Raw genomic sequence first — 19,771 nt, forward strand, 5'->3', positions numbered from 1 at the left:
TACGAATATTTGTTGGTACCTAAATAATGCTAAATATTACTATTTGGATAAAAGGTGATTTTAGCCAAAAAAATCAATCGGCAGCCTAGTATGATGCTCAGAGTCTGGTTAAATTTGATCAGTCGGATACAGCAATGCCGGCACTACTCACCTGCACAACATTTCTTCAACACTCTATTTCATCCCTTTATGAAACGAGGCGTACTTTTTTCTCTGCTGCTAACGCTGGCAACTACGGTGACGAGCTTCGCGCAAAAATCGCCCGTTGATGAAACGGATATGGCCATCAAAGGCATTCCGCGGAAAGGACAGCGCGTGTCTATGCAGCTTGACAGCAAACGCGTAGAGGATTCCTGGAAAAAGCAGCTGGACGAGCAGTTCGGCAGCAAAGTGAAAGCCGATAAAGGCGTCTACACCATGGATGGCGTAGTTATCGAAGCCATTGCCAAAACCCCCATCCGCGTTATCAGCAAAGTAGATGCCGTGCCTACCGGTACTACCGTGTGGTGGTCGATTGACCTGGGTAACGCTTACCTGAGCAAGGATGCTACCCCCGTGCAGTGGAAATCGGCTGAGGGCTATCTGAAAGACTTCGCTCGTAAGCTCTACCGCGAGGACTTGGCCCTGCAGGTTGCCACGGCCGAGAAAGCCCTGATGCAGTCTCAGGACAACCACATGGCGGTTATTGCCAAGTCGGATGCCATCAAAAAGGACATCGAGAAGAACAAGCAGCGCAAGATTGATATTCAGCAGCAACTGGCCCAGAACGCCGCTGAACTGCAGCAGTTCAACAACCAGGTAGACCTGAACCTGAAAGAACAGGAAGCCGCCCGCGCCGACATTGTGAACATGCGCGTGGCGCTGGAAGCCGTGAAAGAGCGCATGAACAAAATCGAGTAGTCTGGCAACAGAGTATTTTGAAAAAGCCCCGCTGGTACACTGCCATCGGGGCTTTTTCGTGCGGGCTACTGCATGTGGGCGCGTACGTATTTTTCAGCTTCCTTGTCATCCTTCCAGCCCACAATGCGCGTTTCGGTGGGGCGGGTGCGGTGCTGGAACCAGAGGCTCAGGGAGCTGCGCAGGCCGGGGTAGTGCTTGTTGAGCGCGCCCCAATCGGTGGCCTCAGGTAAGGTGCGCTGGCCCGGCCTGGCAGGTACGGCCAGCAGTACCGACTGCAGTGCCCCATTGATATCCAGCGTGAGCAGCGCCACCGGGGTTACCTCCAGCACCGTACCGGCGGGCTGAGCTTCAGCAAGTACCAACGCTGGCAGGGGCTGCGTGGCCCCAGCTGCAAGCGCCGGAACCTGGGTAGCGGGCACAAAGCCGAGGTTGCCTGGCACTGGCAAAAACTCAATCAGGTCGTCGGAGCCGGCTTGCTGCTGCGGCTCGAACTCCTGGCTAGCGGGGTTGTAGCGCTGGATGCGGTTGGTACCCGCGGGCATCTCCACCACTACCTGCAGCAGCTTACGCTCGGCCGAGTAGGTTGGCAAGTCGGCCAGGTTGGAGCGGCAGCCGCTGAGGCTGCCGGTAAGCAGCGTGCCAGTCAGCAGGAAAGTAGAAATTCGCATGGAAGAAGATACACAAGTCGGGGCACGGATGGCAAAAGATACAACGCCCGGCCGGCATCTCAGATGCCGGCCGGGCGTTGTATCTTTTGCTGGCAGAGGGTTATCGGGCTAGCTGCTCATCCAGCAGGCGGAAGGGGCTAAGCTGTTCCAGGTGCAGTACAAACCGGATGTTGCTGGTGAAGTCCCGGCGACTTTCGGGCAGGCCATTTGCAAACTGAGAACCTGCTACCGGGATATATAACCGCAAGATATTCTTGGCTAAGGGCAGTATCAAACCAGCCCCGTAGTACGTGCGGGTGGTGGTAGTGGAGGCGGTAGCATTGAATACTTCTCCAACGCCCAGGTCGCCGTATACTGCCAGGGACGTCACCGGCAAGTCAGCTTCCAGGTTCAGCGTCGTCAGCCAAGTACGGCTCACGGCCGGCACGTAGCCTTTAAAGCCTCCGTCCCGGTCATCCGTCTGGTGCACTTGGGCAGTCAAGGCATCGGAAATTTGCTGCCGGTCAAGGTAGGTGTGCTGGCGGCGGTAATCGAAGCTGCCGCTCAGTCCCATCAGGAAGTCGTTGCTGGACTTCAGGAACGTGCCCCCGAACAGGCGGGCGCGGACCTGTTTTTTGGCGCTGTAGTAGCGGCCGTAGGTGGCCGTAGCGCGCAGCAGGGTAGCCTGCCGGGCCGTATTGTCACTGTTGGCATCCGAAGTCAAGAAATTCAGCTCCGCCTGCGCCGACCAGCTCTGCAGCGCATTGCCGTGCTTGGCGCCATACTCCAGCGTTTGAATACTGCTAGTCAGGTTTTCATCCTCGTTCTGGACGGAGGTGGTAGCCAGTCGCGCCCACTGCTGCACGCCGTTGTAGGCCGAGTGTGGCAGCTGCAGCGTGATGCTGGGCTCCAACTTGGTAAACCGCTCAAAGCGCGTCAGCTGCACCTTGGTTACCAGCTGGCGCACGTTGCGCTGGGGTAGCACGTTCAGGGATACGCTGCCAATGCCATTTACCTCCTTCTGGTTGAAGCTGTACATGGGCATGGCCAGGAAGTTCAGCCGTTTGGGCGTCAGCAGGTTGGTATAAAAGGCGGCCCCCAGCATAAACTTGTCGGAGGTGTTGGCACCCAGCACCGGAACCCAATTAATGAAATGCCGGTCCCAGCGCTCAGGGCTGGCCAGGGGTTTCACCTGCAGAGGCTCCCAGGTCGGGAAGCTGCCTTCCAGCTGGCGCTGATCGTCACGGCGGTTAAGCTGGGGCGTCAGGTACTCGGGGTCTATAACTACCGCCGCCACGCCTTCGCGCCGGAAGTTGAGCTGAGTTTCATCTTTCTCCTCATCCTCAGTGCCGCCGAACACGGGCGTCCAGCGGGTTTCCAGTACCTTGCCCTGAGCATCCAGCGTGGCAACGGGTACCGCCAGCGGGGCCGGCGAATCGTTGCGCACCAGCACTTTCACGGTGCCCTGCTGCACCAGCATGTCAGATAGAGCTACTTCGTAGTGGTTTTGAGTGGTGAGCAGGTTCTGGAAAAACCAATCCAGTTTCTGGCCGGTAGTTTCCTCAAACACGGCCTGCATATCCTCGGGGTAGGGGTGGCGGAACTGCCAGCGCTGGTAGTAGGCCTGCATGGCCGCGTCAAACTTTTCCTGCCCCAGGTAGCCGGCCAGGTATTTCAGCAAAGAAGCCGTTTTGCCGTACACAATCACGCCATAGTTGAGCTTGCCATATTCCCCAGACTTAGGGCCGCTCACGGGTTGGTCGAGGCCCCGGGAAGCCGCCGCCTGGTAAGGAATCTGGTTCAGGGCGGCTGCCGGCAGGCCCTCTACGCCCAGCTTGGTCGCAATTTTGGGTGATTTGGTCAGGAAGCTCAGTTGCCCCGCTGCAGGGTCGTTGCGTTCAGCTATGCGGTTTTCCACGTAGGAGTTCACGCCCTCATCCATCCACGGGAAGTCCCGTTCATTGGAGCCCAGAATACCGTAAAACCAGTTGTGGCCTACCTCGTGCACAATGGCCGAAGGCTGCGTTACGGTCACCATAGGGTATTCCATCCCTGAGCCGGCACTCAGGGCGCCATCCACGGCCGTAGCCGAGGCGTACGGATACTCGCCTACCCATTGCGAGTAATAGGTCAGGGCGTCGTTGACGTCCTGCAGGCCCTTAATCCACTGCTGAGCATCCTTGTTGGTGAACATAACCCAGGAGGTTACCTGCTTACCTGAGGGTAAGGTAACCCCGCTTTTGAGCACGTTAAACCGCTTATCAGCAAACCAGGCAAAATCGTGCACTCGGTCCTGCACGTAGCGCAGGGTTTTGGTTTCCGCTGCCGACGCCGGAAATTTCAAATCAGTGCCGAAGTCCTGCTGCGTTTTCTTGCTGGCGGTAGCCGCAGCCAGCTGGTCGAGGCGCTGCTGCTCTTCAGGGTTTTGCAGCACGCCGGTGGCACCTACCGTATAGTTGGCCGGCAGCGTGATGCGCACGTCAAACGAGCCAAATTCGGAGTAAAACTCGCCCTGGTCGAGGTAGGGCATGGGGTGCCAGCCCTTCTGGTCGTACACGGCGGGCTTGGGATACCACTGCGTAATCTGGTAGCCTTGCCCCACGTGCCCGAAGCGCGAAAACGAATCGGGAATTTTTACCCGAAATGGCGTGGTAATGGTGGCCTTAGCTCCGGGGGCCAAGGCCTGCGGAAGTACCAGTTTGGCCATGTCAGGGTTGCTGGCATCATACTCCAAGCGGGCCGCCTGGCCGTTTACATGAAACTCCAGCCCATCAATAAATCCCCGCTGGCTGGCCGTGGCAAACTGAAACTTGCGGCTGCCGTTGCGCAGCTGTTGCCGGGCGAAGGCCGTGCTATTGTCGCGGTAGGCGTTAGGCCAGAGGTGAAACCAGATAAAGGCCAGCGGCTGGGGAGAGTTGTTAGTGTACTCCAGCTCCTCACGGCCGGTAAGTACGTGCTGGCGGTCATCCAGCGCCACATCAATAGAGTAATTAACCTGCTGCTGCCAGGTAGCCGACTGGGCCAAGCCTAGTAGCGGTTGGGCCAGGAGCAGGCTCAGTGCTAAAAATTTCTTCATACAGAAAAAACAGGGAGGGAAAAACGATGGTAGCAGCAACGAAAGTAGCCCTTCGGCCGGGAAGATGCGTCACAACCTTTGCCCGTTGCCTGCGTTTGGAAGCCTATTCCCAACCTCCGCCGTATCAAGCGGACTAACATTTGCTACCGATGTCTTTCCACAAGCAACCAAAAGACGATACCCAACACCAGAACCACCTCGACGGTACAACCAAGCTCCTGGGCCTCGATTTGCAGGAAGAAGCCGACCGTTCCGGCCTCGACAACCACTTTCAGCGCTGGATCGAAGACCTGAAGGACGTTAACAATCCGGAGCTGCACCAACTGGTAACTGACCTGCAGGATTTGAAAGCCCACTTCAACGGTGGTAGCATTGACAAGGACAAAGTAGCTCAGCTGCTGAGCCGCTTGGGGGAAAATACCACTAAAGCTGCTGTATTTGCTGAAAATCCCAATACGGCTGAGCGGGTGGAGAAACTGGGCGCCGCCCTCACCGCCGCCGCCAATCAGATTAAATAGGCTGCCAAAAAAACGATAAGGTTTTCTTCAGTTGACAAACCAAACTGCCCCGGCTCTTTTGCAGAAGCCGGGGCAGTTTGGTTTGTACTTCACTGAACGAGTAGCCACTTAGTAAACGCCAAAACGGCCGGCCTCCTGTGCGGGGGCCGGCCGTTGTAGGCAAGTGCGAGGTGTGCTTAAGCAGCAACTACTACGCGACGCTTCTCTTTGATACGAGCTGCTTTGCCGGACAGGCCACGCAGGTAGAATAGACGGGCCCGACGAACCTGGCCACGACGGATAACTTCAATCTTGTCGATGTTGGGCGATAGGAGCGGGAAAATACGCTCGGTGCCGATTTGGTTCGAAATCTTACGAACCGTGAAGGTTTCGCCGTTCGAGTTTGGGTTTTTGCGCTGAATCACTACGCCTTGGAACTGCTGAACGCGCTCCTTGTTGCCCTCGCGAATTTTCACGTGAACAATAATGGTGTCACCGGCTGCAAACTTGGGGAAGCTGGCGCGGCGCTCCTGGGATTCCTGCTGAATAAAATCGAGTAGTACGCTCATGGCTGGAAAAACTGTGAAGGACGGCCGCGCCGCCCTGAAGGGTTTCAGGTAAAGAGGCGCAAATATAGCCCTCTATTTTTAAATTGTGAAATGGTGAGTTTGTGAAATTGTGAGTTTGTGGTTCTTACTGCGCCAGTTACAGATTCTAGGCAGTGGATTCACCGCTCACAGTTTACCAACGTCACTCTTGTAATAAGTCTGGGCGGCGCTGCTGAGTGCGGGCCAGGGCCTGCTCATGCCGCCAGACGTCAATTTTGGGGGTATTGCCAGAAAGCAATATCTCCGGTACTGGGAGGTTGCGCCACTCGGCTGGGCGGGTGTACACGGGTGGCGCCAGCAGGTTATCCTGAAAGGAGTCGCTGAGGGCTGATTCCTCGTTACCCAACACGCCGGGCAACAGCCGCACTACCGCATCTACCAGTATAGCAGCTCCCAACTCACCCCCGCTCAACACATAGTCGCCTACGCTGATTTCGTGGGTGATATACGCCTGCCGGATTCGCTCATCTACGCCCTTGTAGTGGCCGCACAGAATGAGCAGATTACCTGCCAACGAAAGTCGATTAACCAGCGGCTGCCGCATCGTTTCCCCGTCCGGCGTCATGTAGATGACGGCCTCGTAGGCGCGTTGCGCCAGCAGCTCATCAAAACAAGCCGCAATGGGCTCCACGCGCAGCACCATTCCGGCTCCACCCCCAAACACGTAATCGTCAATCTGACCGTGCTTGTTAATGGCGTAGCGCCGAAGGTCGTGCAGATGAATCTCAGCCAAGCCCTTATCCTGCGCCCGCTTCACGATGGAATGGGCAAAGGGGCTCATCAGCAAATCCGGCTGACACGTAACGATGTCAATGCGCATAATTCGCGGCAGAAAGCCTAAGGCTCTACAACTTCATCGGGCTCGTCCCGCTCCCGGGAAGCCGGCGTGAGGTACACCTCCAGCAAGCCTTCCGGTAGGTTCACGTAAAGCTTTTTGGCTTCTTGGTCGGCGCTCAGAATTAACTCATCCGCAACCGGAATCAGCACTTCCTGGCCCTGGTAGCGCATGGATAGCACGTCCTGCTGAGGTAGTTCGTAGAAGGTTTCCACGCTACCTAGCTCACCAAGCTGCTGATCGACTACCATGAAGCCAACCACATCGTGAAAGTAGAACTGATCTTCTTTCAAAGCGGGCAGTTCCGCGAGGGGGCGCCAGAGCTTGGCGTTACGCAGCGGCTCCGCCTCCTCAATGCGCTCAATACCTTTCAGCTTAAGCAATGCCCGCTCCGTGCCTTGGGGCTGTAGCTTCTCTACGGCGTATTCCGTGAGCTTACCCGAGGCCGTGGGCATTTCCAGCAGCACCGTTTTCAGCTTTCGATACGCCTCCAGGTCGTCTACATCCAGCGCGGCCACCACGAAACCTTTCAGGCCGTGTGGTTTTACAATGGAACCCAGTTCGTAGCAGTCGTCCAGCGTCATGGTAGGGAAGTTAGAAAGGTAGAGAGTTTGAACGTTAAAAAATGGTAGAACTGATGCGTTTAGCCACACCAACTACCCATCTTTTAACACTCAAACTCTCTACCTTTTACACCTGAAATTAAGCGCCAGCTTCCTCCGTAGTCTCGGCAGGAGCCTCGGCTTCCGTGGTTTCAGCTTCGGCGGCCGGAGCAGCAGCAGCCAGAGCGGCGGCCTGCTTGGCGCGCTGGGCTTCAGCACGGGCTTCGTTTACTTTGGTTTCGGCGGCCAGGCGCTGCTTGCGGGCATCATCCTTGGCGGTGCCGAGCGAAGTGCGCTTGCCTTCGATTTTAGCGTCTTTCTGCTCTTTCCAGTCAGTGAAGCGCTGGTCGGCGGTGTCCTGCGAAATGGCACCTTTGATAACACCCAGTTGCAGGTGCTTGCGGTACAGCACACCGCGGTAGGAGAGCATAGCGCGTACGGTATCCGTAGGCTGGGCACCTTTCATGATCCAGTCGAACGCCTTCTCACCATCGAAGTTGATGGTAGCGGGGTTAGTCTGGGGGTTGTAGGTACCGATTTTTTCGATGAAACGGCCGTCGCGGGGCGAGCGGGAGTCAGCAACAACGATGTCGAACATTGCGGCCTTCTTGCGGCCACGACGGGCGAGGCGGATTTTAACTGCCATAAACCGGTTTGGTTAAGCGACGCATCCCGTGCGTCTGGTTGAAAATGAGGTGCAAAGGTAAGAGAAAAGGCGAAGTTGTGAAAGGTGAATTTGCGAATCGGAGAGCAAGCCGTCCGGAAATGATTCGCCGCCGCTGTGCTAAACAGGCAGTCGGGCAAAGAAAAAGCCCTTCCGCCGGAGCAGAAGGGCTTTATTACTTCAGTGTAACGGACGAAACTGAACTTCACAATTTCACAAATTGGCTACGCGGCCATCGGTACCGATTCCTGCCACTTACGCTTTACTTTCACTACGCCTACCTTATCCAGCATCCAAATGAAGGCATAGGTGGGGTCCAGCTCCCATTTCTTCACGCCGAAATTGACGCGCATGGGCAGCTTGTGGTGATTGTTCTGGAACAGCTCACCGAAGGCCAGGAAGTCGAAGGGCAGCGTGTTCTTGGATTTGTCGTGGTTATCGAAGTTCTGGTAGCCGTACTTGTGACCACCCCAGTTGACAATAGCGCCGTGGATGGGACCCATCAGGAAGTGGATGGGCAGCAGCAGGAACTGCCACCACGCCGTAGCAAACTGCACATAGAACAGCACGTATAGTGCGCCCCAGCCAATACGGCTATAGGCAGTGCCGCCAAAAGCCTCCAGCGTCTTCCACTCCGGGGTGTCACCCTCAAAGCGCTTGGCCTCCTCGTAGCGGTTCTCTACCACCTCGCCGTAAATCACCTTGGTTTTCCACATCATGCTGAAGGCATTAGAAGAAAAGTGGGGCGAGTGGGGGTCTAGCTCCGTGTCGGAGTAGGCGTGGTGCATGCGGTGCAGCAGTGCATAGGCCCGCGGCGACAGGAACGAGGAACCCTGGCAGATGTAAGTGAACAGGAAGAAGAATTTCTCCCAGAACTTGTTCATGGTGAACATCTTATGGGCCGCGTACCGGTGCAGGTAGAACGTCTGCGTGAAAAGCGACAGGTAGTAGTGCGCTACGAAGAAAACGAGTATTGCCATAGGGGCAGAAAAGTTAGAGGTCGGAACCAGGAGCGGCGGGCACGTTTGAGGCCAAAAGCTCAAATCCCCTGCTAAAGTTCAAGTGCCGCACCACAAAACTACGGCTCCCCAGCCCCCTAGTGCAATTCGTCTTTCTAAAAGGACAAAATGTTATTCAGGGTAAACACACAAGTAAGAGAGAAACGAACTGAGCAGGTGCCATTGTCAACTACTAGCCAACGCAGCGTATTCCTCCTCATGTACGCGTTCAAAGAAGCAACCAAGCCCCGAACGTCTGGTTTCAGCGTTCGGGGCTTGGTTAGAGAGTGAAATGGAGAGCTTGAAAAACAACGAGTTGCTGTTCGCTCAGTGCTGGCTTCTGTTAGTAGTATGCTTCCGCCGCTTCCCAATGAGCAATATCGGGCAGGGGGGCTTTAAAGCACATTTCCTCCTTCGTAACCGGATGCTGAAACTCCAGCTGGCGGGCGTGCAGCGCAATGCTTACATCGGGCAGGGGCGCCAGGAAGCCGTACTTCACGTCGCCGACGATGGGGGTACCCAGGCCGGAGCTGAGCTGCACCCGAATCTGGTGGGGGCGGCCAGTAATGGGGTTCACCTGCACCAACCAGCGCGAACCGGCCTGGCCCAGCACCTGATAATCCAGGTCAGCTTTCAGGCCCTGGCCATGACGTTCCGTGTAGGCTTTGGTGGTGTTGCGGATGGGGTCTTTCACCAGCCAGTGCGTAAGGTGACCCTGCGCGGGAGCCGGACATTTGCCGGTGAGGGCCCAATAGGTTTTGTGCACCTTGTTATCCCGGAACAGCTCGTTGAGGCGGCTCAGGGCTTTGCTGGTTTTGGCCAGTGCCACCACGCCGCTTACGGGCCTATCGAGGCGGTGGGCCACGCCAATGAAGGCTGCGCCAGGCTTCTTGTACTTGAAGCGCAAGTATTCTTCGGCCTTTGCCGAAAGAGGCTCGTCGCCGGTAGCGTCGCCCTGTACCAGCAGGCCGGCGGGTTTGTTGATGATGAGCAGGTGGTTGTCCTCAAACAGGATTTCCCGGCCTTCCGCCCACAAATTTGGTCGATTCACTAGGAGGTAAAATTAAGCAACTGAAGTTTCGGCGGCGGCATCTTTGGTATCATACCAATTGATGCGCCGCGAGAGATACATCACGGTAGCCAGCACCAGCACTAGCCCCAGGCTGCCAATGAGCAGGGCATAGTCTTGGAGCTGCAACACTACAAACACAAAGCCATACACCAGCAGCAGTACGCCAGCCGTGATAAGCGTGAGACGACGCTGCCGGAATATACTGGCAGCATAGGCCGTGACAAGCCCAATGATGGCCAACCCAGCTAAGCCGTACGCTGCGTTAAACGGCATGTGCTCGGAAAGGGCCAGCAACAGCACGTAGAATATAACGAGGCCCAAGCCAACCAGAATGTACTGAAAGGGGTGGATGCGTTGGCGGTTAAGCACTTCTACGAAAAAGAAGATGAGGAACGTGAGTGAAATAGGCAGCAACGCATACTTGGCGGCCCGCATGTTTTTTTGGTACTCATCCACCGGGACAATCAGCCGGGCCCCGAATGCCGAGTTGTCAACATCAGGGCGAAAGTCGGCGGTACGCCAGCGTTGGGGGTAGCTACGGTTAAGGTGAAGCACGCGCCAGTTGGCCTGAAACCCCTGAGGCGTTATGCTGTGCTGGCGCGGCAGAAAAGCCCCTCCGAAGCTGGGGTCGGGCCAGGGTGCCTGGAGCTTAACCCGGGTTTCGCGACCCAAGGGCGCGAAGAACAGCGCTGAGCTGCCGTTGAGGGCAATAGTAAACTCGAAGGTGTGCTTTCGGGCTAGGCTAGCGGCGTCAGGGAGGGGCACCGGGGAACTCATGGCTTCCGTGACCGGGCCGTTGTTGCCAGCTACCGCCTCAATTTCGGCGGTGCCCGCGTACCGGGTGGTATACTGCATCTCGGCGGTCAGGGAGTTACTCTGCGGAGCCGAGGATATGGGCATCACGTCGGGGGAGGGGACACCGGGTTCGAAAGCAATTGGCTGGCCATCCCAGCGCAAGGCAATGCTATTGCGAATTCCTTTCATATCCGACAGGCCTACCGCTACAAAGGCTTCCGGCCACCGTATGTCGGCGGGGTTTATGTTCCAGTCAGCCAGGGAAGCAGTCTGGAAATTGCCTTTCACGCGCAGCTGGGAGCTGTATACAACCACATCGTAAATGCCCCGCTGGCGCCGTTCGGGAGCTAGTGAGCCATCAATGGACAGCGTATCGGGTAGGAAGCAGGCGTAGCTGGTAGTTTCCAGCAACTGATTCTTGGCGTCGCGCTCCAGGCGGCGGTAGGGCACTACCAGCACGGGGCCGGTAAATTGCTGGGGGCCGCCCCATTTGGCGCTTACCTCCGCCGTGGCCACGTCGCGGGTGCTGGCCCGCTCCTGCACCAGGTTTTCTACCATCGAAGCCGGAATCAGCAGCAACAGCATCAAAATGCCAATGGACAGCAGCTTAATGGTAACCGAATGCCGGATCCACGCATTAATGCGTTCAAAAGTAGAAGGCGCAGACATGAAAAACGTCGGGTTTCGGGGCCGAAATTCGTGTGGCTGGTGTTGGCTTACTGCCTCCAGCAAGCCGACTCAACAACCTAGGCGTAGCAGCGGGTTTGCTGCCTAACCGCAGCCTAGTAGGCTTCCTCCGAGGTAGGAAACTCGCGGGCTTTTACATCCTGAATATAGCGCTGCACGGCGTCGTGCATCAGGCCACCCAACTCGGCGTAGCGGCGCAGGAAACGGGGCTTGAACTCCTTGGTAATTCCCAGCATATCGTGCACCACCAGTACCTGCCCGTCTACATCGGGGCCCGCGCCGATACCGATAACCGGAATAGTCAGCTTCTCGGCTACCTGCTTGGCCAGGGAGGAAGGAATTTTTTCGAGCACCAGGGCAAAGCAGCCAATTTCCTGCAGCAGCAGGGCGTCTTCAATCAGCTTTTGCGCCTCCGCTTCTTCCTTGGCCCGCACGGTGTAGGTGCCAAATTTGTAGATGCTCTGGGGAGTGAGCCCCAAATGGCCCATTACGGGGATGCCAGCTGTCAGAATCCGGGTGATGCTGTCCTTGATTTCGGCCCCGCCTTCCAGCTTGATGCCGTGCCCGCCCGATTCCTTCATAATACGAATGGCCGAGCGCAGAGCCTCCGAAGAGTTGCCTTGATAGGAGCCGAAGGGCATATCCACCACCACAAAGGCCCGCTTTACGGCCCGTACCACGCTTTGGGCGTGGTAAATCATCTGGTCGAGGGTGATGGGTAGGGTGGTTTCGTGGCCGGCCATGACGTTGGAGGCCGAGTCGCCCACGAGCAGCACATCCACGCCGGCCCCATCCAGAATTTGCGCCATCGAGAAGTCGTAGGCGGTGAGCATGGATATTTTTTCGCCGCGCTGCTTCATGGCCAGCAACTGGTGCGTGGTCACGAGCTTGACTTCTTTGTGTTGGGACATGATAGTCGGGGGAGGAAGTGAAAACCAAAACGGGCAGAAACCAGCACAAGCGAATGGCCTGGTCACCATTAAAAGCCAAAGCTGCGGATTTTTTGGTAAACGCGCTTTTGCGTGCTGGCTAGCTTTCTTCCTCGGCCGCGCCGAAACGGGCTAGTAGTTCAGGAAGGTGCGGTTACGGCTGAGCTTGAGGCTCTGAAGCAGCGCCGACTTGGCCGCCACCGTCACGAAGTAGCCCCGGGTGGGGCCAAAGGGCCGCCAGTTGCCGGTAATCTGCCAGCAGTGCAGGTCCTTGGTTACGTCCAGGTTGGTGAAGGCGGGCGTGCGGTTGATGAAGTCGTAGTTGGTGCTGAAGCCGAAGCGCAGAGTTTCGGTGAGCTTTACGGAGCCGTTGAGGTTAAGCGTAGCGGCCGTGTAGGGCGCTTTGCGGGGCCGCGTCCGCAAGGCTGGCAGCGGGCCCTGGTTGGCGTAGGAGGCCGTAAAGCTGGTATTTAGCTCCCAGGGAATACTGAAATCCACGTAATCCTCGTAGGGGTTCAGCTCGCGGGGTGAGCCCAGCTGCGGGTCGTTTACCGGGGCCGCGTCGCGGCTGATGGTAGACTTCTTGTTGCCCTGGCTGGGGTTGAACTGATAGGAGAGGGAGGCGTTGGCCGTGGCTAGGCGGGCCAGCTTAATTCTTTTGGTGTTCTGCCACAGAAATTTGTCTTTCAATGTGCCGGTGGAGTCGCGCTGATAAAACTCGAAATTGGCGTTCAGGGTCACGTTCAGCTTGCGGGCTACCTGGGTGCGGAAGGTGGAGCTGAGCGGGGCCAGCTTCAGACGGTCGGCGGCGAAGTTGTAGCCGGTGCTGAAATCCAGGCCGTCAATCAGGCTTACTTTGGTAAAGGGCGTGTTACCGGTGGTGTCGTTGGAGTTGCGCACCTTCATTTCCACGGCGTTCTGGAGGGCGAAACTTAGCTGGCTGACTTCAGTGGAGGTAGGATAGCCGTACGCAAACCCGTTGTACTGAGGCAGCAGGAAGCCGTCATTGGTAATGTAAGTTTCACCCTCCGAGTACAATCGGCCGGTAGCGGGGTCGCGCAGGCCGGGCGTGGCAATACGCTCCAGCCCCGAGTTACGGGCCGAGCTGGTAGGCGTGTAGTTGTAGGTGAGGCTGGGCGTGATTTTGTGGCGCAGCGCCTGAATTTTGTGCGTGCCTTTCCGGACGAAGGTACCGTAGAGGTTGGTGCTCATACTCAGGCTGGCGTTGTAGCTGGAGAGGCGGTTGAAGCCCGCCACGGTATCCACCCGAATGGCCCGGGCCGTCTCATTGTAGGAGTAGTCCAGCTTCTTGAAATACCAGATTTCGTTGTAGGTAACGCCGGGGCTGAAATTGAGGTGGGCGAAATTGTAGCTGCCCAGCGTGATGCCAAAGTTGTGGCGCATGCCCGTTTGGGAGTTGCGCAGCAGCTTATCCAGGTTGCCCAGCTTTACGGGCATCACGAAGGCTGCCGAGGAGCCACCCAGCAACGGAACAGCGCCGCCATTGATTTGCCGGGCCGCAATGTTGTTGGAGAGACGGTTCTGGAAGGTCAGGTCGTAAGAAAAAGCCAGCTGCTCGTAGGCCTTGCGGGGCCGGATTTTCAGGATGTCATACACGTACTGCCGGGCCAGCTGCGCCGATATATCGGGCAGGGTAAAATCCATGGTGCCGGTTTGCGTGTTCTGGCTCTGGCTCAGGTTGATGCTGTAGTTGATGGGGGCGTAGCGCAGCTGCTTGGAGTAGTTGATAGTGGACTGGAACGCCGAGGTAAGGTAATTGCGCGGGTTGTAGGAGTTTTGGCGGTAGTAGGCACCGTTGCTGCTGCTCACGTTCACGTTGGCCGAAAACCGCCCGCCGTTGGGGCGCGGTACCGGCGTGTGCGTCCACATCAGGGCAAACGTCTGCTGAGAGCGGGGTACGTTGTAGGTAGGGTTGGTATTGGCGTCGGTGGTGCCGAGCAGCCGCTCAGTGGGCTGCCAGCTGTAATTGAACGTGAACAGGCCCTGGTAGCGGTAGCGGGTGATGTACTGCATTTCGGCCGTACCCCGCCAGCCCCCAAACCGGTCGGCGTTGCCGCTGTAGATGTCGCCGGTGAGGCGCACGCCAATATGCTCGTTGGCAGCCCAGTAGTAGCCCCCGTTGCGCAGGAAAAAGCCCCGGTCGGCGGCCTGCCCGAAGGTGGGAATGATGAGGCCCGAGGCGCGGCTCTTGCTTTTGGGAGTGGGGAAGTACCCGAACAGAAAGCCCAGCGGCGTGGGTATATCCCCGATAACCAGGTTGAAGGGGCCGGTTACCACGTTTTCACCGGGTATCACCTTCATTTTGGAAGCGTTGATGTAGAAGTGCGGGTGCTCCAGGTTGCAGGTGGTGTAGCGCCCGTGTACCCCAAATAGCTCGTTCCGGTCGTTTTTCTTGATGGTTTCGGCGTGGATGTAGCCCTCCCCCTGCTGGGTTACCACATCGGTAATGCGGCCCCGCTTGCTTTTGATATTGTAATCGATGCGGCCGGCCTGGTAGGTAGCGCCGCCCTGCACAAACACGGGCTTATCCTGCACCCGGCCCAGGGAGTCGGCCGCGCCCTCGGCGGTTACCACGTTTTTGCTGTAGTCAACCGTAATCAGGGCCGCCTTCAGGTTCATGTCGCCGTAGTCCACATCGGCCTTGTCGTAGAGGATGGCGCGCTTGTTCTGCACCTCAAACCGGATGGAGTCCTGAGCCTTGTACTTGACGGTGGTTTCCACGGCGCCCTTGCGCCCGCCGGCCGCTACCCGCAAGGAGTCGGGGGTGCCCGTAACCAGCCCGGTGGTGTCGCGCACGGGGCCGGCCGGCGGCGGGTTCAGAATCTGGGGGGGCGTGTTGCGCACATCGGTGGGCACGTTGGTAGTGCGGGGGCGCTGCTGGGCGTGCAGGGGCAGCAGGAGCCCCAGGCTCAGCAGAAGCGTGAGCAGGCTGGGTAGCCGCCGTAGCAGCCAGAACGCACGCAACATAGGAGGGAACACAGGCGCGGATGAGGCCACGTAGTTTTTATCGTTTATTTTGTGGCGGTTTGCAAAGGTAGCGGGTCGCTGCCCCAACTAACGAACACCGTGCGGAATATTGTCGCTCTGGGTGCGGCGGCCCTTTTAGTCCTCGCCGGCTTTACTTCTCCCCAGCTTCCGGCCGCGCCAACGGCCGGGGCGGAGCGGGCCCCCGTGCGGTACCGGCTGCGAACAGTAGTGCTAGATGCGGGGCATGGCGGCAAGGATAGAGGCTGCGCCGGCGTGAAAGCCCGCGAAGCGGATGTAGCACTAAAAATTATCTTGGCCCTGGGCCGGCAGATAGAGGAGAATATGCCGGAGGTGAAGGTGGTGTACACCCGCAAAACCGACGTATTCGTGGAGCTGGCCGACCGGGCCGGAATTGCCAACAAAAATAGCGCCGACTTATTTATTTCCGTCCACTGCAACGCCTCCGCCGCCTCCGCGAACGGCACGGAAGTCTGGACCATGGGGCCGCACAAGACGGACGCCAACCTGAGCGTAGCTAAGCGCGAAAATTCGGTAATTCTGCAGGAAGACAACTACAAGGAGCGTTACAACGGCTTCGATCCTACTTCGCCCCAGAGCCATATTCTGTTCTCCCTGTTCCAAAGTGCCCACATGGTCAACAGTATCCGGTTTGCCCAGCAGGTAGACCGGCAGTTTCGCACCACGGTGGGCCGGCCCTCCCGGGGCGTGAAGCAGGCGGGCTTTCTGGTGCTCTGGAAATCTACTATGCCGGCGGTACTTATTGAGTCGGGCTTCCTCACGAACCGGCAGGAAGAAGAGTATCTGAACGATAAGGCCAATCAGACGTATATGGCCTCGGGTATTTACCGGGCCTTCCGCGACTACAAGAATGAGCTGGAAGCCGCCTCGGGCGAGTAACCCCCCCGCCGGGCTATGCAACCCGGCCTCCGGCTTTCTGACTCTCCCTCCAACCAACCGCTGACCACCGTGTCGAAAGAAATTAAAGTAGCCCTGCTGGGCATTGTGGCCATTGCCCTGCTCATTGTGGGCTTTAACTTCCTGAAGGGGAGTAATATCCTGTCTTCGGACCGTACCTACTACGCCAAGTATGACAACGTGGACGGCCTGAACGTGGGCAACCCGGTTATCCTGAACGGCATCAAGGTGGGGCAGGTAAAGGAGATGGTGCTCGTGCCCGAGGAAGGTAACCGCGTAAATGTGGCCGTAGAGCTGCAGAAAGGCGTAGTAGTGGGCGACTCCACCGTGGCCTCGCTGAGCGGCTCTCTGCTGGGCTCGAAAACTATTACGCTGTTTCTGGGCAAGAACTCCAAGGTGTTTGATGGGGGAGAAACCCTGAAGTCCTACACTGTGGCCAGCATCACCGACGCCTTCCAGGCCAAAGCCCTGCCCGTGCTGGGTACCGTCGATTCTACCTTAATTAAGGTAAACGGCTTCCTGAACAAAGATGCCAAAGTAAGTCTGCAGGCCACGCTGCTGAATGCCCAGGGCAGCACCGAGGCCCTGAAAAACCTGCTGCTGATGAACCAGCGCAACATCAACCAGATTACCACCAACATGGCCCGCCTAACGTCGGAGCTGAATAAAACCAGCGCCAAGTTTGATCGGATTGCCAGCAACTTCTCCACCCTCAGCGACTCGCTGAAAGGCGCTCCGGTGGGCCCGGCCATGCGCAAGCTCAACGCCACCATGGGCGAGGCTCAGCAAACGATGACTACGCTCAACCGCTCCCTCTCGGACCAGAGAGGCTCCTTGGGTAAGCTTATCAGCGACTCCACGCTTTATAACAACCTCAACGCCACAGCTGCAAGCTCCAACGCCCTGCTGCAGGATTTGAAGGCCAACCCCAAGAACTACGTGCACTTCTCGGTATTTGGCGGCGGTGGTAAAGCTAAGAAGGAGGTGGAAACGACTACCGTGAAGCCCAACGGCACTACCACCGAAACTGAGGTGAAAACGACCGTCAAGTAAGTGCCTTCCCCAAACGGCATTCCTCTTACCTTTGAATCCGCCCCGCGAGGGGCGGATTTTTTGCTTCTACCGAGAGGTGAAGTGGTGAAGTAGTGAAATGGTGAGTTGATGTGCTGCTGGCCTTCGCGGTGCGAATAACCTAGCGTACATTATCGGAACATACAATTCACCCTTCACCACTTCACAAATTCACCGCCCCCACCCATTCCCACCCACCCCAAATGAACCTCGAATTCAATAAGAACGAAGACAGCACCAAGCAACTCAACTTCCAGCTGAAAAAGCGGCTGGAGAAAGTGGCTCTTGGCGGCGGCGAAAAGCGCATTGCGGCCCACAAAGCCAAGGGCAAGCTCACCGCCCGGGAGCGGATTGACTATTTGCTGGATAAGGGCTCAGAAACCGTCGAAATTGGCGCGTTTGCCGGAGAAGGGATGTACCAGCAGGAAGGCGGCTGCCCCGGCGGCGGCGTGGTGGTGGTGATTGGCTGGGTGCAGGGCCGGCAGTGCGTGGTGGTGGCTAACGACGCCACCGTGAAGGCCGGAGCCTGGTTTCCGATTACAGCCAAGAAGAACCTGCGCGCCCAGGAAATCAGCATTGAAAACAAGCTGCCCATCATCTACCTCGTCGATTCGGCGGGCGTGTACCTGCCCATGCAGGACGAAATTTTCCCCGATAAGGAGCACTTCGGCCGCATCTTCCGCAACAACGCCGTGATGAGCAGCATGGGCATCGTGCAGTTGGCCGCCATTATGGGCCCCTGCGTGGCCGGCGGGGCGTATCTGCCCATTATGTCCGACGAGGCCATGATTGTGGATGGTACCGGCTCGGTGTTCCTGGCAGGTTCCTATTTGGTGAAGTCGGCCATTGGTGAAAGCATCGACAACGAAACGCTGGGCGGGGCCACTACGCACTCCGAAATTTCGGGCGTAACGGATTACAAGTTCCAGAACGACGAGGAGTGCCTGGACCACATTCGCAACATCTTTGATAAGATGGGCGGGCAGGCCACGGCCGGCTTCTCGCGCAAAGCGCCCCAGGCTCCGGCCCAGGATGAGAAGGAAATATACGGCCTGCTACCCGCCGACCGCGCCAAGCCCTACGACATGATGGACATCATCAACCGGCTGGTGGACAACTCGGAGTTTGAGCCCTATAAGGACCTCTACGGCCAGAGCCTGATTTGCGGGCTGGCGCGCATTGATGGCTGGGCCGTGGGCATTGTGGCCAATCAGCGCAAAATCGTGAAGACCAAGAAGGGCGCCATGCAGATGGGCGGCGTTATCTACTCCGACTCGGCCGATAAGGCTGCGCGCTTCATCATGAACTGCAACCAGAAGAAGATTCCGCTGGTGTTTCTGCACGACGTATCGGGCTTTATGGTGGGCTCCCAGAGTGAGCACGGCGGCATCATCAAGGACGGGGCGAAAATGGTGAATGCCATGGCCAACTCCGTGGTGCCCAAGTTCTCGGTAATTGTGGGCAACAGCTACGGGGCCGGCAACTACGCCATGTGCGGCAAAGCCTACGACCCCCGCCTGATTGTGGCCTGGCCCACGGCCCAGCTGGCTGTGATGAGCGGAGCCGCCGCCGCCAATACGCTGCTCCAAATTCAGGTAGCCGCTGCCGAGGGCAAGGGTGAAAAGCTGACGGAAGAAGCTAAGAAGGAAATGTTCGACAAGATCAAGGCCCGCTACGACGAGCAGCTCTCACCCTACTACGCCGCCGCCCGCCTCTGGGTCGACGCCATCATCGACCCGCTGGAAACCCGCAACCTCATTTCCCAAGGTATTTCAATGGCGAATCATGCGCCAATTGAAAAGGCGTATAACGTGGGAGTGATTCAGGTGTAATGACTATTCTATTAGAGGAAGGGTGGCAGACGGATTTGGGTAGAATTCTGCCGGCAATTCGGCCCCAGATCGAAGAATTAAACTGGATTATCTCCAATCTGGAATGCTGGCATCTCAATGAGTTTGTGCCGATGGTAGAAGTTTGGCAAAGTCAGATGGAGCACTACTATTCTTACGCGGTAGTATCTGGCAAAACGCTGTATGACACCATAGCCAACCAGGGTGTGCAAGTAGTATGGGGCGTTTTCTGTGGGATAACAGGAGACGTTCCTAATTTGACTGTTGATGAAGTCCCTTACGCCGATGGCAATCGGCAGATTTGGACAGAACCAGAGGTGTTCCAATTGGCAGCTTCTGAAATCGAAATAATAGCCTTTGATAGCACCTTCACACAGGTAAAGTTTCGGGATGAAAGTCTAGGGTATCACTTTCTAAGAGCCTTTCCGGAGGGTAGAATCATACGGACTCCTGATGATCTGTTGACTTCCCACCAGTAGAGCGTACGAAACCCCGCTACCTACTAACTGGCTGAAATGGCGCAGGCAAAACCACTTTCTTTATCCTAGCTCACACTGCCTGTAGAAGCTTGTTTTTAGCGCACATAAACAGTAATGACCCGCCGTACCAATAGGTA

General features: G+C 57.2%; 17 protein-coding genes. 6 read left to right on the forward strand and 11 right to left on the reverse strand.

The window, feature by feature from the left end; genetic code table 11:
• Positions 1-189: 189 nt before the first annotated feature.
• Positions 190-900, forward strand: coding sequence for a DNA repair ATPase (locus ROI90_RS16155; protein WP_315999394.1), 711 nt, complete (start codon positions 190-192; stop codon positions 898-900).
• A gap of 65 nt (positions 901-965) precedes the next feature.
• On the opposite strand, the gene ROI90_RS16160 is transcribed toward ROI90_RS16155, so the two are convergent.
• Both ROI90_RS16160 and ROI90_RS16165 read right to left on the reverse strand, forming a co-directional pair.
• Positions 966-1,568: an inorganic diphosphatase gene (locus ROI90_RS16160; protein WP_315999395.1), complete on the reverse strand. Its 603-nt coding sequence runs from the start codon at positions 1,566-1,568 to the stop codon at positions 966-968.
• 100 nt (positions 1,569-1,668) lie between these two features.
• Entirely contained in the window at positions 1,669-4,623 is a 2,955-nt protein-coding gene (locus ROI90_RS16165; RefSeq protein ID WP_315999396.1) for a M1 family metallopeptidase, read from the reverse strand.
• 149 nt (positions 4,624-4,772) lie between these two features.
• Here ROI90_RS16165 and ROI90_RS16170 point away from each other — a divergent pair, with 149 nt between their 5' ends.
• Positions 4,773-5,141 carry a hypothetical protein gene (locus tag ROI90_RS16170; protein ID WP_315999397.1) on the forward strand — a complete coding sequence of 123 codons (369 nt, stop codon included), beginning with the start codon at positions 4,773-4,775 and terminating at the stop codon, positions 5,139-5,141.
• Between the two features lie 176 nt (positions 5,142-5,317).
• Here the strand turns inward: ROI90_RS16170 and rplS are convergent, their stop codons facing one another.
• From rplS to ROI90_RS16215, 9 genes are all read right to left on the reverse strand, one after another.
• Positions 5,318-5,689 carry a 50S ribosomal protein L19 gene (gene rplS, locus ROI90_RS16175; protein WP_315999398.1) on the reverse strand — a complete coding sequence of 124 codons (372 nt, stop codon included), beginning with the start codon at positions 5,687-5,689 and terminating at the stop codon, positions 5,318-5,320.
• 181 nt (positions 5,690-5,870) lie between these two features.
• A complete protein-coding gene (gene trmD / locus ROI90_RS16180) occupies positions 5,871-6,548 on the reverse strand; it encodes a tRNA (guanosine(37)-N1)-methyltransferase TrmD (protein WP_315999399.1) in 678 nt (225 codons plus the stop codon).
• A 17-nt stretch (positions 6,549-6,565) separates the two neighbouring features.
• Positions 6,566-7,147, reverse strand: a complete 582-nt coding sequence (gene rimM / locus ROI90_RS16185) for a ribosome maturation factor RimM (RefSeq protein ID WP_315999400.1) — start codon at positions 7,145-7,147, stop codon at positions 6,566-6,568.
• Positions 7,148-7,265: 118 nt separating this feature from the next.
• Positions 7,266-7,811: a 30S ribosomal protein S16 gene (locus tag ROI90_RS16190; RefSeq protein WP_315999401.1), complete on the reverse strand. Its 546-nt coding sequence runs from the start codon at positions 7,809-7,811 to the stop codon at positions 7,266-7,268.
• Positions 7,812-8,053: 242 nt separating this feature from the next.
• On the reverse strand, positions 8,054-8,809 hold the full coding sequence (locus tag ROI90_RS16195) for an acyl-CoA desaturase (RefSeq protein WP_315999402.1): 756 nt from the start codon (positions 8,807-8,809) through the stop codon (positions 8,054-8,056).
• 361 nt (positions 8,810-9,170) lie between these two features.
• Entirely contained in the window at positions 9,171-9,878 is a 708-nt protein-coding gene (locus tag ROI90_RS16200; RefSeq protein WP_315999403.1) for an RluA family pseudouridine synthase, read from the reverse strand.
• 12 nt (positions 9,879-9,890) lie between these two features.
• The gene (gene creD / locus ROI90_RS16205) at positions 9,891-11,363 is read right to left on the reverse strand and encodes a cell envelope integrity protein CreD (RefSeq protein ID WP_315999404.1); all 1,473 of its coding nucleotides are present in this window, start codon (positions 11,361-11,363) and stop codon (positions 9,891-9,893) included.
• A 113-nt stretch (positions 11,364-11,476) separates the two neighbouring features.
• Positions 11,477-12,292 carry a 3-methyl-2-oxobutanoate hydroxymethyltransferase gene (panB, locus tag ROI90_RS16210; protein ID WP_315999405.1) on the reverse strand — a complete coding sequence of 272 codons (816 nt, stop codon included), beginning with the start codon at positions 12,290-12,292 and terminating at the stop codon, positions 11,477-11,479.
• 150 nt (positions 12,293-12,442) lie between these two features.
• Positions 12,443-15,298, reverse strand: a complete 2,856-nt coding sequence (locus tag ROI90_RS16215; RefSeq protein ID WP_315999406.1) for a putative LPS assembly protein LptD — start codon at positions 15,296-15,298, stop codon at positions 12,443-12,445.
• 99 nt (positions 15,299-15,397) lie between these two features.
• Between ROI90_RS16215 and ROI90_RS16220 the strand changes: the two genes are divergently transcribed.
• From ROI90_RS16220 to ROI90_RS16235, 4 genes are all read left to right on the forward strand, one after another.
• Entirely contained in the window at positions 15,398-16,216 is an 819-nt protein-coding gene (locus tag ROI90_RS16220; protein ID WP_380230177.1) for an N-acetylmuramoyl-L-alanine amidase family protein, read from the forward strand.
• A gap of 15 nt (positions 16,217-16,231) precedes the next feature.
• Positions 16,232-17,287 carry an MlaD family protein gene (locus ROI90_RS16225; RefSeq protein WP_315999407.1) on the forward strand — a complete coding sequence of 352 codons (1,056 nt, stop codon included), beginning with the start codon at positions 16,232-16,234 and terminating at the stop codon, positions 17,285-17,287.
• Positions 17,288-17,508: 221 nt separating this feature from the next.
• Entirely contained in the window at positions 17,509-19,137 is a 1,629-nt protein-coding gene (locus tag ROI90_RS16230) for an acyl-CoA carboxylase subunit beta (RefSeq protein ID WP_315999408.1), read from the forward strand.
• Entirely contained in the window at positions 19,137-19,634 is a 498-nt protein-coding gene (locus tag ROI90_RS16235) for a hypothetical protein (protein ID WP_315999409.1), read from the forward strand. Before ROI90_RS16230 ends, ROI90_RS16235 begins: the two co-directional genes overlap by 1 nt.
• Positions 19,635-19,771: the final 137 nt, after the last annotated feature.

Origin of the sequence: Hymenobacter endophyticus (genome assembly GCF_032464715.1) — a bacterium.
Classification (GTDB): Bacteria; Bacteroidota; Bacteroidia; order Cytophagales; family Hymenobacteraceae; genus Hymenobacter; species Hymenobacter endophyticus.